Here is a 13,601-nt window from a genome sequence, read left to right on the forward strand (position 1 = left end):
GCCTTGCGGACCATCGCAGCGGGCGTCAGCGACTACAGATTTTACGTGGTATCAGTAAGCCCTTTCGTCCATGACCTGCTAGCGTTATCCTTCAAACCATCTCAATTGCCTCAGGGCGGCTAAAAACGACTTTGAACGCACCCATCGAACCACATCGTTTTCTCCTCGAGCCTTTTGAGGCTCGCCGCTTCGCCAATCTGTGCGGGCTATTCGACGAGCATTTACGTTTGATCGAACAGCGCATGGCCATCGAAATCCGCAATCGCGGCAATCAATTCGAATTGATCGGCGACCCTAAAACCACCTCCTCGGCAGAACACCTGCTGCGCCGCCTGTACCGCGAAACCAAAGCCACAGAGCTGTCGCCGGACATGGTGCACCTGTTCTTGCAAGAATCTGCCGTCGAAGACCTGGCCAGCAACCCCGTGGCTGACCCCAGCGTGTCGTTGCGCACCAAAAAGGGCATGATTCGCCCTCGCGGCATCAATCAGCAGCGCTACGTCAAAGAGATTCTGGGCAACGACATCAACTTCGGTATCGGGCCGGCAGGTACGGGTAAAACCTATCTGGCCGTGGCGTGTGCCGTGGATGCCCTGGAGCGCGAGCAGATCCGTCGCATCCTGCTGGTACGTCCGGCGGTCGAAGCGGGCGAAAAGCTCGGCTTCCTGCCCGGCGACCTGTCGCAGAAAATCGATCCGTACCTGCGTCCTTTATATGACGCCCTGTACGAGATGCTCGGCTTTGAATACGTGGCCAAGCTCATTGAGCGCCAGATCATCGAAGTCGCGCCGCTGGCCTATATGCGCGGCCGGACGCTCAACAACAGCTTCATCATCCTCGACGAGAGCCAGAACACCACCGTCGAGCAAATGAAGATGTTCCTGACCCGCATCGGCTTCGGCTCCACCGCCGTGATTACCGGTGACATTACCCAGATCGACCTGCCTAAAGGCACCAAATCCGGGCTCAACCATGTCATCGAAGTGCTCAAGGACGTACCGGGCATCAGCTTTACGCATTTCCAGTCCAAAGACGTCGTGCGCCATCCATTGGTGCAGCGCATCGTGGAGGCTTATGGCCGCTACGAGCAGGAAGCCGCCGACAAATTGGCCGCCCTGCCAGCTGCCAAGGATTACCGCCACGATGCTTGAGCTTGATCTGCAACTGGCGACCCAGGCCGTCACACCGAGCGAAAGTCAGTTCCGCCAATGGTGCGAGCTGGCCTTGCGCCAGCGAACTGCTGACTCGGAAATGACCATCCGTCTGGTGGACGAAGCGGAAGCCCGCGAATTGAACCACACGTGGCGCGACAAAGATTACGCCACCAACGTGCTGTCCTTCCCGGCCGATGTCCCCGATGAATTCCTCGATATCCCGCTACTCGGCGACCTGGTGATCTGCGTCGCTGTGGTTGAGCGCGAAGCCGCCGAACAAGGCAAGGAACTTGAGGCCCACTGGGCCCATCTAGTGATTCACGGCTGCTTGCATCTTCTGGGTTACGACCATATAGACGATGACGAAGCTGAAGAAATGGAAGCACTGGAACGAACGTTGCTTGCAGAACTGGGTCACCCAGACCCGTACGCAGACGACGAAAACTGATCAACACCACTGAAACTACCAAGGGATACGAGTAAATCGCTATGAGCGAAGACCGATCGAGCAACGGGCAAAAGTCATGGTTGGGTAAGCTGACCCAGGCCTTTGCCCATGAGCCGAAAAACCGCCAGGAGCTGCTTGAGCTGCTGCGCGAAGCACACCAGAACAAACTCTTGGACAGCGAAGCGCTGGCCATCGTCGAAGGCGCCATTCAAGTGGCTGACCTGCAAGTGCGCGACATCATGGTGCCGCGCTCGCAGATGATCAGCATCAAGGCGACCCAGACACCCCGTGAATTTCTCCCGGCGATCATCGACGCGGCGCACTCGCGCTACCCGGTGGTCGGCGAAAGCCACGACGACGTGCTCGGCGTGTTGCTGGCCAAAGACCTGCTGCCGCTGATCCTTCAAGAGAACGGCGACAAGTACAACATCAAGGATCTGCTGCGTCCGGCGACATTCGTTCCCGAGTCCAAGCGCCTTAACGTGTTGCTGCGTGAGTTCCGTGCCAACCATAACCACATGGCCATCGTCATTGACGAGTACGGCGGCGTGGCCGGTCTGGTGACGATTGAGGATGTACTCGAACAGATCGTCGGCGACATCGAAGACGAACACGATGTCGAAGAAGACAGCTACATCAAGCCGCTGCCAAGCGGTGACTTCCTGATCAAGGCCCTGACCCCGATCGAAAACTTCAACGAGTTTTTCGACAGCGAGTTCTCCGACGACGAGTTCGACACGGTGGGCGGCCTGGTCATGAGTGCGTTCGGGCACTTGCCAAAACGCAATGAAACCACTGAAATCGGCCCGTACCGCTTCCGCATCCTCAATGCAGACAGCCGCCGTATTCACTTGATTCGCCTGACGCCTATCGCCCGCTAAACCTCCAACACCAAGGATTGAAATGCGCTGGATAACCTCCCCCGGCTGGCCCGGTAACTTGCTGGCTGTGGTCGCCGGCGCACTCACCACCCTGGCGTTGGCACCGTACGACATTTGGCCGCTGGCGCTGGTCGCCCTGGCCCTGTTCTACCTCGGCTTGCGCGACCTGTCGCCACGTCAGGCGCTGGGCCGGGGCTGGTGCTTCGGTTTCGGCCTGTTTGGCGCGGGCACCAGCTGGATCTACTACAGCATTCACAACTTCGGAGGCGCGTCAGTCCTGCTGGCGGGCCTGCTGATGCTGGCATTCACTGCCGCCATTGCCTGGTTCTTCGCCCTGCCCGCGTGGCTATGGGCGCGCTGGATTCGCCGCAATGAAGCCCCGCTGGCAGACGCCTTGGCCTTTGCGGCCCTGTGGGTCATGCAAGAAGCGTTTCGCGGCTGGTTCCTCACCGGGTTCCCGTGGCTTTATTCCGGTTACAGCCAGCTCGACGGTCCACTGGCCGGGCTCGCGCCGCTGGGCGGCATGTGGCTGATTTCCTTCACCCTGGCGCTCACCGCCGCCCTGCTGTGCAACCTCCCTCGGCTGATTCGGGCCAAACGCAAGGCTTTCATCGCCGCCGGAGCCGTGCTGCTGGTCGGCCCGTGGATCATCGGTAGCGCCCTCAAACACCACGCTTGGACCAGTCCTTCGGGCGATCCGCTGAGCGTGGCGGCGATTCAGGGCAATATCGAACAAAGCATGAAATGGGACCCGGCGCAGTTGAATGCGCAACTGGCCCTGTACCGCGACATGACGTTCAGTTCCAAGCGGGTCGATCTGATCGTCTGGCCTGAAACCGCGATCCCGGTACTCAAGGAAAACGCCGAAGGCTACCTGTCGATGATGGGCCGCTTTGCTGCCGACCGGCATTCCGCCCTGATTACCGGTGTGCCGATCCGCCAGGAAGTGCGTCACGAACCCCGCTTCTTCAACGGCATTACGGCCGTGGGCGAGGCGGATGGCACCTACCTGAAACAAAAGCTGGTGCCGTTTGGCGAATACGTGCCGTTACAGGATGTGCTGCGCGGGCTGATTGCGTTCTTCGACCTGCCGATGTCCGACTTCGCTCGCGGGCCTGCGGAACAAGCGCTGCTACAAGCCAAGGGCTATCAGATCGCACCGTTCATTTGCTACGAAGTGGTGTACCCGGAATTCGCTGCCAGCTTGGCGGCCAAGAGCGATGTGCTGCTGACCATCAGCAACGACACCTGGTTCGGCACCTCGATTGGCCCGCTGCAGCATTTGCAGATGGCCCAGATGCGCGCGCTTGAGGCTGGCCGCTGGATGATCCGGGCAACCAACAACGGCGTCACCGGGCTGATTAACCCTTACGGGCAGATCACGGCGCAAATCCCGCAGTTCGAACAGGGGATTCTCTACGGCGAAGTGGTGCCGATGCACAACCTCACGCCGTACCTGCAATGGCGTTCGTGGCCGTTGATCATCCTGTGTGTGGTGCTGATCGGCTGGGCCCTGATAACCAGCCGCATTGCCAAGACCGTATGAGACGTCGCGTGTCGCAGCCAGTGCATGAGGCTGCGACACGCACAGGGTTACTATCCTCCAGCGCGTGAGCCGGCTCAGCGGTAAAACAACGGGTAAGCCACTTGCCCCACCGCCTCGTTCAGCAACTGCCCGGACTGCCAGATCGATTTGAATTCTGGCATCCATCCGCCCAGAGGCCGGGCGTTGTCTCGGCCCAAAAAGCCCACCGGCGCTGCCACCACTTCAAACCCGGCCTTTTCGAAACTCCAGACGGCACGCGGCATGTGCCACGCTTGCGTGACCACCACCACGCGCTTGATGCCCTGAGGCAACAAGAGATCGGCCGTCATTTGCGCGTTTTCCCACGTCGTGCGGCTGCGCTCTTCTTTCCAGCGCACTTGCACACCGAAGTCATCGCGCAAGGAGTCTGCCATCAACTGCGCCTCACTCGGCGGCGTGCCGTAATGCAGGCCGCCCGTGGTCACCAGCGGCAGCCCGGAAGCCTTGGCCAGTCGGGCCGCATAACGCTGACGCTCTAGCCCGGTGCCCGTCGGCTGATCGCTGCCCCACGCCGGATCGCCCCGCTCACGCCCGGACCCCAGCACCACAATCGCATCGGCACGCGTGGCCAAAGTCGCCCAGTCACTTTGCGCCAGTGCCGGTTCACGCTCCAGCGCGCGGGCGCTCCATTCCACCACCACGGGCAGGCTCATCAACCAGAAGCCACCCACCCCCACGGCGAACAACGCCCCGGCCAGCCGCGGGCGCGAACGGCGCAGCCACCAGGCGAGCACAAGGATCAGTAATAGAATGCCGGGCGGAAGAAGCAGTTGTTTAACGAAATATCGAATAGGCATCGAGCATCTCCAAAGATGCCCGAAGCCTAAGGGGGTTGATCCGATGCAACAACAGGCACGTGAGTGACTTGGATATAAACGCCTGCTTTATCAACCCTGGGACACGTAGGTGGCGCCACTCGCTGTATCACGGACTCACGACGTAAAAAGTCGCCCTAGCCCTTGGCTTGCTTGACCCGGTCCTTCAGCCAGATGACATTGGCTGCCGACGGGGTTTCCTGCACATGACTGCTGCCATGCGAACGTCTATCCACCTCGCGTTCGCTCCGGTTTAAATACGCGTTAATCAACTCCAGTTCAGCATGACTCAAACCTCGCAATTCCACTTCGGCTGAGTGCTCGTTACGTAATTGCACTGCCGTTTGCGCTGAATCGAGAGCCACGTCCAAACGATTGATCAGACGCTCATACACCTGTGACGTTGTCGCTTTGCGTTGCGTTCTTGCCATCCGCTCACCTCATTGAAGGATATCAATCTCCCCTTTGAGCAAGCTTAGTCGCGTGCACAAAACCGGTGAGGTGCAGCGACCAACGGAAGGACGAGGCAATCAGGGTTTCCCTCGATAGAGTGGGGTCATGTATGCTACGGGGCTTCCTGTAACCCCTACTCCAACTTGACCGGGCAACACAATAGCCGGCCGTATGTTGAAGAGGATTAGGCCACCCTTTATCAGTACAAGTAGCCATGCACGAACAATATCAGCCCCGTGAAATAGAAGCCGCCGCCCAATCATTCTGGGACAACCAAAAGTCCTTCGAAGTCAGCGAAGATCCAGGCAAGGAAACCTACTACTGCCTGTCGATGTTCCCGTACCCGAGCGGCAAGCTACACATGGGGCACGTGCGTAACTACACCATCGGCGACGTGATCTCCCGTTACCAGCGCATGCTCGGCAAGAACGTATTGCAACCTATGGGGTGGGATGCCTTCGGCATGCCGGCTGAAAACGCCGCGATGAAGAACAACGTCGCACCGGCCAAGTGGACGTACGAAAACATCGAATACATGAAGACCCAGTTGCGCAGCCTGGGCCTGGCGGTTGACTGGTCGCGTGAAATCACCACCTGCAAGCCGGACTACTACCGCTGGGAACAATGGCTGTTCACGCGCCTGTTCGAAAAAGGCGTGATCTACCGCAAAAACGGGACCGTGAACTGGGACCCGCTGGACCAGACCGTTCTGGCCAACGAGCAAGTGATCGACGGCCGCGGCTGGCGTTCGGGCGCGTTGATCGAAAAACGCGAAATCCCGATGTACTACTTCAAGATCACGGCCTATGCCGATGAGCTGCTTGAAAGCCTCGACGAGCTGACGGGCTGGCCTGAGCAGGTCAAGACCATGCAGCGCAACTGGATCGGCAAATCCCGCGGCATGGAAGTCCAGTTCCCTTACGACGTCGACTCCATCGGCGAGCAGGGCACCCTCAAGGTCTTCACCACCCGCCCCGACACCCTGATGGGCGCCACCTATGTGGCCGTGGCAGCCGAGCACCCGCTGGCCACCCAGGCGGCACAGTCCAACCCCGAGCTGCAAGCGTTTATCGCTCAATGCAAAGGCGGCAGCGTGGCTGAAGCCGACATGGCTACCCAAGAGAAAAAGGGCCTGCCGACCTCGCTGTTCGTCCTGCACCCGCTGACCGGCGAGAAGCTCCCGGTGTGGGTCGCCAACTATGTGTTGATGCACTATGGCGACGGCGCAGTCATGGCCGTTCCTGCTCACGACGAGCGCGATTTCGAATTCGCCACCCAATACGACCTGCCGATCAAGTCGGTCGTGCGCACCAGTGCGGGCGACGCCTCCCCTGCGCCTTGGCAGGACGCTTACAACGAACACGGCCCACTGATCAATTCCGGCGAATTTGACGGTCTGGATTTCGACGCAGCCTTTGCGGCAATGGAAGCAGCCCTGAGCGCCAAAGGTCTGGGCCAGTCGCGTACCCAGTTCCGCCTGCGCGACTGGGGCATCAGCCGTCAGCGCTATTGGGGTTGCCCGATCCCGATCGTTCACTGCGACAGCTGTGGCGACGTTCCGGTGCCAGAAGACCAATTGCCGGTTGTATTGCCTGAAGACGTCGTACCCGATGGCGCCGGTTCGCCATTGGCCCGCATGCCTGAGTTCTACGAATGCAGCTGCCCGAAATGCGGCGCCCCGGCCAAGCGTGAAACCGACACCATGGACACCTTTGTCGAGTCATCGTGGTACTACGCGCGCTACGCCTCGCCTCACTACGAAGGCGGTCTGGTCGAAAAATCCGCCGCCGATCACTGGCTGCCGGTTGACCAATACATCGGCGGTATCGAACACGCGATCTTGCACCTGCTGTATGCGCGCTTCTTCCACAAACTGATGCGCGATGAGGGCTTGGTCAGCTCCAACGAGCCGTTCAAGAACCTGCTGACCCAGGGCATGGTGATTGCCGAAACGTATTACCGTCGCGAAGCCAACGGCGCCCTGACCTGGTTCAACCCGGCAGACGTCGAGCTGGAGCGTGACAGCAAGGCCAAAATCATTGGCGCCAAGCTGATCAGCGACGGCCTGCCGGTGGAGATTGGCGGCACTGAAAAAATGGCCAAGTCCAAAAACAACGGCGTTGACCCGCAATACATGATCGAGCAATACGGCGCCGATACCTGTCGCCTGTTCATGATGTTCGCGTCGCCACCTGACGCCAGCCTCGAATGGTCGGACTCCGGCGTTGAAGGCTCGCACCGCTTCCTCAAGCGCGTCTGGCGCCTGGCGCATGCGCACGTTAGCCAGGGCCTGCCGGGCGCACTGGACATCGGCACGCTGAATGACGAGCAAAAAGTCATTCGTCGCGCCATTCACCAGGCCATCAAGCAAGCCAGCCAGGACGTGGGCCAGCACCACAAATTCAACACCGCCGTCGCGCAAGTGATGACCGTGATGAACGTGCTGGAAAAAGCGCCGCAGGCCACCGAACAAGACCGCGCCCTGTTGCAGGAAGGTCTGGAAACCGTAGCCTTGTTGCTGGCCCCGATCACCCCGCACATCAGCCACGAGCTGTGGAATCAGCTGGGTCACATCGGCGCCATCATCGACGCACCGTGGCCGACGCTGGACGAAAGCGCGTTGGTTCAGGACACGCTGCAACTGGTGATTCAGGTTAACGGTAAACTGCGCGGCCAGATCGAAATGCCTGCCGGCGCCAGCCGTGAAGACATCGAAGCGGCGGCCCGGATCAACGAAAACGTGCTGCGTTTCACCGAAGGTCTGACCATCCGCAAAGTGATCGTCGTGCCGGGCAAACTGGTTAATATCGTCGCCAGCTAAATTGGAACAGGCGCCCGCCTCGTGCGCGGGCGCCCAACAAAACCTTCCGGGCCGCTCCGTCGGTCCATCTGGTTTCAAGGGGAGCAACACATGATCAAACGCAACTTGCTGGTGATGGGCCTCGCAGTCTTGCTGAGCGCCTGCGGCTTTCAGCTGCGCGGCACCGGCACCAATCAGCTGTCGATTACCGCACTCGACGTCACGGCCCGTAATGCTTACGGCGATACCGTGCGTGAGTTGCGACAAGTACTGGAAAACAGCGGCGTGAAAATCACCGCCGCTGCGCCTTACCACCTGATCCTCACCAACGAGCAAGATAGCCAGCGCGCTGCCAGCTATGCGGGCATTGGCGGTTCGGTCGAATACGAATTGACCAAAGTGCTGAACTACGAGATCCGTGGCGAGCACAACTTGCCGTTGCTCAACAACAAGATCGAAGTGCACAAGGTCTACCTGCAAGACAGCAGCAACATCACCGGTTCTGGCCAGGAAGCGTCCATGATCAGCACCGAGCTGCGCCGTGAACTGGTGCAACAAATGGTGCTGCGCCTGGAGCAGTTGACTCCGGAACAACTGGCCAAGCTGCAACAAGTGGCTGACGAGAAAGCACGGGCTGAAGCCCAGGCCATCGAAGCTGCGCGCCAGGCACAAGACGCGATTCCTCAGCAGTCGCCCCTCGAAGTTCCTGAGCAATAAGGTATACGGGGCGCTCAGGCGCCCCGTCATCTCACAAGTCCTATGAAACTCGCCCCCGCCCAACTCGCCAAACACCTGCAAGGCAGCCTGTCGCCCGTGTACATCATCAGCGGCGACGACCCGCTCTTGTGTCAGGAAGCCTCAGACGCCATCCGCAGCACCGCCCGCCAACAAGGTTTTGATGAACGCCAAGTGTTCAGTGCTGACGCCAGTTTTGACTGGGGTTCATTGCTGCAGGCTGGCGCAAGCATGTCGTTGTTTGCCGAAAAACGCTTGCTGGAGCTGCGATTGCCCTCCGGCAAACCCGGCGACAAAGGCGCGGCAGCCCTCATCGAATATTGCTCGCGACCCGCAGACGACACCCTGCTGCTGATCAGCCTGCCAAAACTCGATGGCAGTGCGCAGAAAACCAAATGGGGCAAGGCGCTGGTGGAGGGTGCGCACACACAGTTCGTACAGATCTGGCCGGTGGACACCAATCAATTGCCGCAATGGATTCGCCAGCGGCTGTCGCAAGCGGGCCTGGCGGCGACCCATGATGCTGTGGAATTGATCGCCGCACGGGTAGAAGGCAACTTGCTGGCAGCCGCTCAGGAAATCGAAAAGCTCAAACTGATGGCTGAAGAAGGCCAGATCACGGTCGAGACCGTGCAGGCCGCGGTCGCCGACAGTGCGCGTTTCGATGTGTTCGGGCTGGTGGATGCGGTGCTTAATGGTGAGGCTGCCCATGCATTGCGCATGCTTGAAGGCTTGCGCGGTGAAGGCGTCGAGCCGCCCGTGATCCTCTGGGCGCTGGCTCGCGAGCTGCGGGTCTTGGCCAACATTGCGTTGCAATACAGCCAAGGCATTCCGCTGGACAAGGCGTTCAGCCAGGCACGCCCGCCGGTGTGGGACAAACGCAAACCGCTGATGAGCAAAGCCTTGCAACGTTATTCAGCTCAGCGCTGGGCGCAGCTATTGATGGACGCGCAACGTATCGATGCACAGATCAAGGGTCAGGCGGCAGGTTCGGCCTGGAGCAGCCTCAGCCGATTGACGCTGCTGATGTGTGGGCAACGTCTGAACTTGCCAGCGGAATAACCAACCAGCCTGAGTGGCCGCTGTGAAAGCACGAAACAGCCGGTCAACGCCTGCACGTAACGACGCTGGACAGATCAAACAATCTGGCCGATGATTTGCGCCTGTTCAACCCAGCGAGAGTCATTGCCATGAGCAAACGCCCCAACAAGGCCAAATCCATCGTCACCCAACCCTTGTTCCGCAGCCGCCAGGAACGCCCCGCCAAAGGCAAAGGCAGCTACCGCCGCGAAGCCTTCCAGTCGAGAGACCGGGAGGCTTTTTACTTTCTGGCTGCCTGACGGCGGGAATGTTAAGGTCTGCATCTGATTCGCATTACCTGGACCTGCGCATGCCCTTAAGTCATAAACGCCGTTGGCCGATGCGCCAACTGATTGCTGCTTCCAGCGTCATCCTTTTAGTCGCCTGCGCAGAGAAACCCACCGCAGCCGATGCTCAACCCCTGCCTGTGACGCCTCCCGCGCCCGCGGTGACCACCAGCGCTCCCGTTGCAGACACCCTTGAAATCCAGCCCGCCCAAAGCTTCAGCGAATGGCAAGCCAACTTCCGTGCGCAAGCCCTGAAAGCAGGGATCAACCCGCTGGTTTTCGATAACGCCTTCAAAGACATCACCCCCGACATGGGCGTCATCAAGGCTGATCGCAGCCAGCCCGAGTTCAGCCGCCCGGTGTGGGAATACCTCGAAGGCGCCCTTTCGCCGCTGCGCGTGCGCAATGGCCAGCGATTGCTGGAGCAAAATGCCGACCTGCTGAGTCGTATCGAAGAGCGCTACGGCGTTGATCGCGAGGCACTGGTCTCGGTGTGGGGCATGGAAAGCAACTTCGGCACCTTTCAAGGCAACAAATCGGTGATCCGTTCCCTGGCCACCCTGGCGTATGAAGGCCGTCGCCCGGAATTCGCCCAGAGCCAACTGATCGCTGCCCTTAAGATCATCCAGGAAGGCGATATTTCGCCCGAGAAAATGCTCGGTTCATGGGCAGGCGCGATGGGCCAGACCCAGTTCATCCCCACCACCTATGAAACCCACGCGGTGGATTTCGACGGCGATGGCCGTCGGGACATCTGGAACAGTTCGGCTGACGCGCTGGCCTCCACGGCTCACTACCTGCAAAGCTCCGGTTGGAAGCAAGGCCAGCCTTGGGGATTTGAAGTGAACCTGCCGAGCGGGTTTGACTACGCGCTGGCTGACGGAACCGTTCGTAAAAGTGTCAGCGAATGGCAAGCACTTGGGGTACGGGTGCCTGTTACCGCCAGCGGTTCAGAACAACTGAGCGCCACGTTGTTGCTGCCCGCCGGATACCGGGGACCGGCATTTTTAGTGCTGGATAACTTCAGGGCCATCCTGCGCTACAACAACTCTTCGTCGTATGCGCTGGCGGTGGGCCTGCTGTCTGAGCGCTTCAACGGTGGTGGCATCATCAAAGGGGACTGGCCCAAGGATGACCGCCCGTTGAGTCGCAGCGAACGTGTCGAGCTGCAAACCCTGCTGAGCAACCGCAACTACGACGCCGGCAAGGCTGATGGCATCATCGGGGCAAACACCCGTAAGGCAATTCGCAGCGCGCAGCAAGCGCTGGGCTGGCCCGCGGATGGCTACCCTTCGCATAAGTTGCTGGAAAGTTTGCGCCAACACTAAACGGCCTGCGCCACCCCTCTCCCGCCGGGAGAGGGTCAAGGCGCGATCGAAACGACGTCCTGCTCTAACACCAACTGCTGGTTATCTGCATCCAGACGCACCAGCGCGCCCATTGGTAAGGTCAGGTTGGGGTCGCAATGCCCGCTGCGCCATCCCGCGAGTACAGGCACCCCTAGCGGCCCAAGCTCCTGCCCGATCAGCCGCATCAACGCCTGAGTGTCCACTCCGGCCACATCCCCCACCAACACACCCCGAACCCGCGCCAACTTGCCCGCTAACCGCAGTTGGGTCAGCAGACGGTCAATCCGGTACAGCGGTTCGTTGACGTCCTCAATGAACAAAATGATGCCGTCTGCGTCCAGCTCGAATGCGGTGCCAAGCGTGCCGCAGATCATGGCCAGGTTGCCGCCCAGCAACCGTCCGCTGGCCACGCCCGGCGCCACGGTGGTCAACGCAAACGCGGCGGGATGAGTCAGAACGGCGCCTTGCCGGCCACTGATCATGTCCAGCAGGGAGGATTCAGTGGGCGCCTGCTTATTGCCCAGCAGGTCTGCGTTCAGCATCGGCCCGTGAAAGGTCACGAAGCCTGCATAACGGGTGATGGCCAGATGCAGCGCCGTGATGTCGCTGTAGCCAATAAAAGGTTTCGGATGGCGTTTCAGGAGTTCGAAGTCGATGCCATCGAGCAAACGCGGGCTGCCATAGCCGCCGCGCATGCACAAAATCGCGTCGATGCTGTCGTCGGCAAAGGCGTCGTGCAAATCGTGCAAACGAATAGCATCAGCGCCGGCCAGGTAGCCGTCTTTTTCCCATACCCCCGGAAAAACCCGCAGTTGATAACCGCGTGCCTGTATCCATTGGGTGGCAAGGTGAAGATCGAGTTCGGCGGGGCCAGCCGGGGCGATCAGGCCGATCACCCCGCCAGCACGCAGCGCGGGCACCGCGCCGTGGGCCTTGTCAGACACCTGCGCGGTGAACGGGCTGTTCATGGTTTCACTCACTGACCAGCATGTTCTTGACCAGCTTGGCCTGCTCATCCGCGTGGTACGAGGAACGAACCAACGGCCCGGAAGCAACGTTTTTGAAGCCCATTTTGTAACCTTCCTCGGCGAACCAGGCGAAGGTGTCAGGGTGCACAAAACGCTGAACCGGCAAGTGGCTGCGCGACGGTTGCAGGTACTGGCCAAGGGTCAGCATGTCGATGTCGTGCTCACGCATGCGCTTCATCACTTCGATGACTTCTTCATCGGTTTCGCCAAGGCCCAGCATCAGGCCGGATTTGGTCGGGATGTGCGGCATCATTTGTTTGAAGCGCTGCAGCAACGTCAACGACCACTGGTAATCGGAACCCGGACGCGCCGCCTTGTACAGACGCGGGACGGTTTCGAGGTTGTGGTTGAACACGTCAGGCGGCTCGGCGGCCGTGATGTCGAGCGCTACGTCCATGCGGCCACGGTAGTCCGGCACCAGGGTTTCAAGCAGCACGTTGGGTGACAGCTTGCGGATTTCGCGGATGCAATCGGCAAAGTGCTGGGCACCGCCGTCACGCAGGTCGTCACGGTCCACCGAGGTGATGACCACGTACTTCAAGCCCAGGTCAGCAATGGCGATGGCCAGGCTTTGTGGCTCATTGACGTCCAGAGGCTTGGGGCGACCATGGCCGACGTCGCAGAACGGGCAGCGACGGGTGCAGATGTCGCCCATGATCATGAAGGTGGCAGTACCGCCCGAGAAGCACTCACCCAGGTTCGGGCAGGATGCTTCTTCGCAAACGCTGTGCAATTTGTGTTTGCGCAGCAGTTGCTTGATACGGTCGACTTCCGGAGAAACCGGGATGCGCACCCGAATCCAGTCAGGTTTTTTCGGCAATTCGGTGGTCGGAATGATTTTGACCGGGATACGCGCCACCTTTTCGGCACCGCGCAGCTTGACGCCGGTCTCAACCTTGGAACGGGCCTCGCTGGCGCGGGCTGCACGTTCAGAGATGTCCAGCGTAGGGATCAGGGTTTCAACAGCGTCTTGCGCAGTAGTCATA

General features: G+C 60.0%; 13 protein-coding genes. 9 read left to right on the forward strand and 4 right to left on the reverse strand.

The genetic code is table 11. The features are described from left to right. The first annotated feature begins 131 nt into the window (after window positions 1-131). The 4 genes from TU74_RS19245 to lnt are packed head-to-tail and all read left to right on the forward strand — an operon-like array spanning window position 132 to window position 4,029. Window positions 132-1,151, forward strand: coding sequence for a PhoH family protein (locus TU74_RS19245; RefSeq protein ID WP_047281359.1), 1,020 nt, complete (start codon window positions 132-134; stop codon window positions 1,149-1,151). Continuing rightward, window positions 1,144-1,602, forward strand: coding sequence for an rRNA maturation RNase YbeY (ybeY, locus tag TU74_RS19250; RefSeq protein ID WP_048377372.1), 459 nt, complete (start codon window positions 1,144-1,146; stop codon window positions 1,600-1,602). The genes TU74_RS19245 and ybeY overlap by 8 nt, the downstream gene beginning before the upstream one ends. A gap of 41 nt (window positions 1,603-1,643) precedes the next feature. After that, on the forward strand, window positions 1,644-2,483 hold the full coding sequence (locus tag TU74_RS19255) for an HlyC/CorC family transporter (RefSeq protein ID WP_048377373.1): 840 nt from the start codon (window positions 1,644-1,646) through the stop codon (window positions 2,481-2,483). Window positions 2,484-2,505: 22 nt separating this feature from the next. Further along, the gene (gene lnt / locus TU74_RS19260; RefSeq protein ID WP_047273513.1) at window positions 2,506-4,029 is read left to right on the forward strand and encodes an apolipoprotein N-acyltransferase; all 1,524 of its coding nucleotides are present in this window, start codon (window positions 2,506-2,508) and stop codon (window positions 4,027-4,029) included. 74 nt (window positions 4,030-4,103) lie between these two features. Here the strand turns inward: lnt and TU74_RS19265 are convergent, their stop codons facing one another. Together TU74_RS19265 and TU74_RS19270 are read right to left on the reverse strand one after the other, a co-directional pair. Further along, a complete protein-coding gene (locus tag TU74_RS19265) occupies window positions 4,104-4,865 on the reverse strand; it encodes a YdcF family protein (RefSeq protein ID WP_048377374.1) in 762 nt (253 codons plus the stop codon). 155 nt (window positions 4,866-5,020) lie between these two features. Then, window positions 5,021-5,314, reverse strand: a complete 294-nt coding sequence (locus tag TU74_RS19270; protein WP_047295692.1) for a hypothetical protein — start codon at window positions 5,312-5,314, stop codon at window positions 5,021-5,023. Window positions 5,315-5,550: 236 nt separating this feature from the next. On the opposite strand from TU74_RS19270, the gene leuS reads away from it, so the two are divergent. From leuS to TU74_RS19295, 5 genes are all read left to right on the forward strand, one after another. Continuing rightward, the gene (leuS, locus tag TU74_RS19275) at window positions 5,551-8,157 is read left to right on the forward strand and encodes a leucine--tRNA ligase (RefSeq protein WP_048377375.1); all 2,607 of its coding nucleotides are present in this window, start codon (window positions 5,551-5,553) and stop codon (window positions 8,155-8,157) included. Window positions 8,158-8,247: 90 nt separating this feature from the next. Then, the gene (locus TU74_RS19280) at window positions 8,248-8,853 is read left to right on the forward strand and encodes an LPS-assembly lipoprotein LptE (RefSeq protein WP_048377376.1); all 606 of its coding nucleotides are present in this window, start codon (window positions 8,248-8,250) and stop codon (window positions 8,851-8,853) included. 42 nt (window positions 8,854-8,895) lie between these two features. After that, window positions 8,896-9,933, forward strand: a complete 1,038-nt coding sequence (holA, locus tag TU74_RS19285; RefSeq protein ID WP_048377377.1) for a DNA polymerase III subunit delta — start codon at window positions 8,896-8,898, stop codon at window positions 9,931-9,933. A 128-nt stretch (window positions 9,934-10,061) separates the two neighbouring features. Next, window positions 10,062-10,211 carry an alternative ribosome rescue factor ArfA gene (arfA, locus tag TU74_RS19290; RefSeq protein WP_047273507.1) on the forward strand — a complete coding sequence of 50 codons (150 nt, stop codon included), beginning with the start codon at window positions 10,062-10,064 and terminating at the stop codon, window positions 10,209-10,211. A 50-nt stretch (window positions 10,212-10,261) separates the two neighbouring features. Continuing rightward, on the forward strand, window positions 10,262-11,566 hold the full coding sequence (locus tag TU74_RS19295; RefSeq protein ID WP_048377378.1) for a lytic murein transglycosylase: 1,305 nt from the start codon (window positions 10,262-10,264) through the stop codon (window positions 11,564-11,566). A 35-nt stretch (window positions 11,567-11,601) separates the two neighbouring features. Here TU74_RS19295 and TU74_RS19300 read toward each other — a convergent pair whose 3' ends face one another. Both TU74_RS19300 and lipA read right to left on the reverse strand, forming a co-directional pair. After that, window positions 11,602-12,555: a S66 peptidase family protein gene (locus tag TU74_RS19300; protein WP_048377379.1), complete on the reverse strand. Its 954-nt coding sequence runs from the start codon at window positions 12,553-12,555 to the stop codon at window positions 11,602-11,604. A gap of 4 nt (window positions 12,556-12,559) precedes the next feature. Continuing rightward, window positions 12,560-13,600 carry a lipoyl synthase gene (lipA, locus tag TU74_RS19305; protein WP_047279119.1) on the reverse strand — a complete coding sequence of 347 codons (1,041 nt, stop codon included), beginning with the start codon at window positions 13,598-13,600 and terminating at the stop codon, window positions 12,560-12,562. Window position 13,601: the final 1 nt, after the last annotated feature.

Origin of the sequence: Pseudomonas lundensis (assembly GCF_001042985.1) — a bacterium.
GTDB classification, from domain to species: domain Bacteria; phylum Pseudomonadota; class Gammaproteobacteria; order Pseudomonadales; family Pseudomonadaceae; genus Aquipseudomonas; species Aquipseudomonas lundensis.

Coding starts and splice junctions, on each gene's coding strand:
- TU74_RS19300 (WP_048377379.1), bottom strand. CDS start 12,555: ATGAACAGCCCGTTCACCGCGCAGGTGTCTGACAAGGCCCACGGCGCG.
- TU74_RS19270 (WP_047295692.1), bottom strand. CDS start 5,314: ATGGCAAGAACGCAACGCAAAGCGACAACGTCACAGGTGTATGAGCGT.
- ybeY (WP_048377372.1), top strand. CDS start 1,144: ATGCTTGAGCTTGATCTGCAACTGGCGACCCAGGCCGTCACACCGAGC.
- leuS (WP_048377375.1), top strand. CDS start 5,551: ATGCACGAACAATATCAGCCCCGTGAAATAGAAGCCGCCGCCCAATCA.
- holA (WP_048377377.1), top strand. CDS start 8,896: ATGAAACTCGCCCCCGCCCAACTCGCCAAACACCTGCAAGGCAGCCTG.
- TU74_RS19295 (WP_048377378.1), top strand. CDS start 10,262: ATGCCCTTAAGTCATAAACGCCGTTGGCCGATGCGCCAACTGATTGCT.
- lnt (WP_047273513.1), top strand. CDS start 2,506: ATGCGCTGGATAACCTCCCCCGGCTGGCCCGGTAACTTGCTGGCTGTG.
- TU74_RS19255 (WP_048377373.1), top strand. CDS start 1,644: ATGAGCGAAGACCGATCGAGCAACGGGCAAAAGTCATGGTTGGGTAAG.
- TU74_RS19280 (WP_048377376.1), top strand. CDS start 8,248: ATGATCAAACGCAACTTGCTGGTGATGGGCCTCGCAGTCTTGCTGAGC.
- arfA (WP_047273507.1), top strand. CDS start 10,062: ATGAGCAAACGCCCCAACAAGGCCAAATCCATCGTCACCCAACCCTTG.
- lipA (WP_047279119.1), bottom strand. CDS start 13,600: ATGACTACTGCGCAAGACGCTGTTGAAACCCTGATCCCTACGCTGGAC.
- TU74_RS19265 (WP_048377374.1), bottom strand. CDS start 4,865: ATGCCTATTCGATATTTCGTTAAACAACTGCTTCTTCCGCCCGGCATT.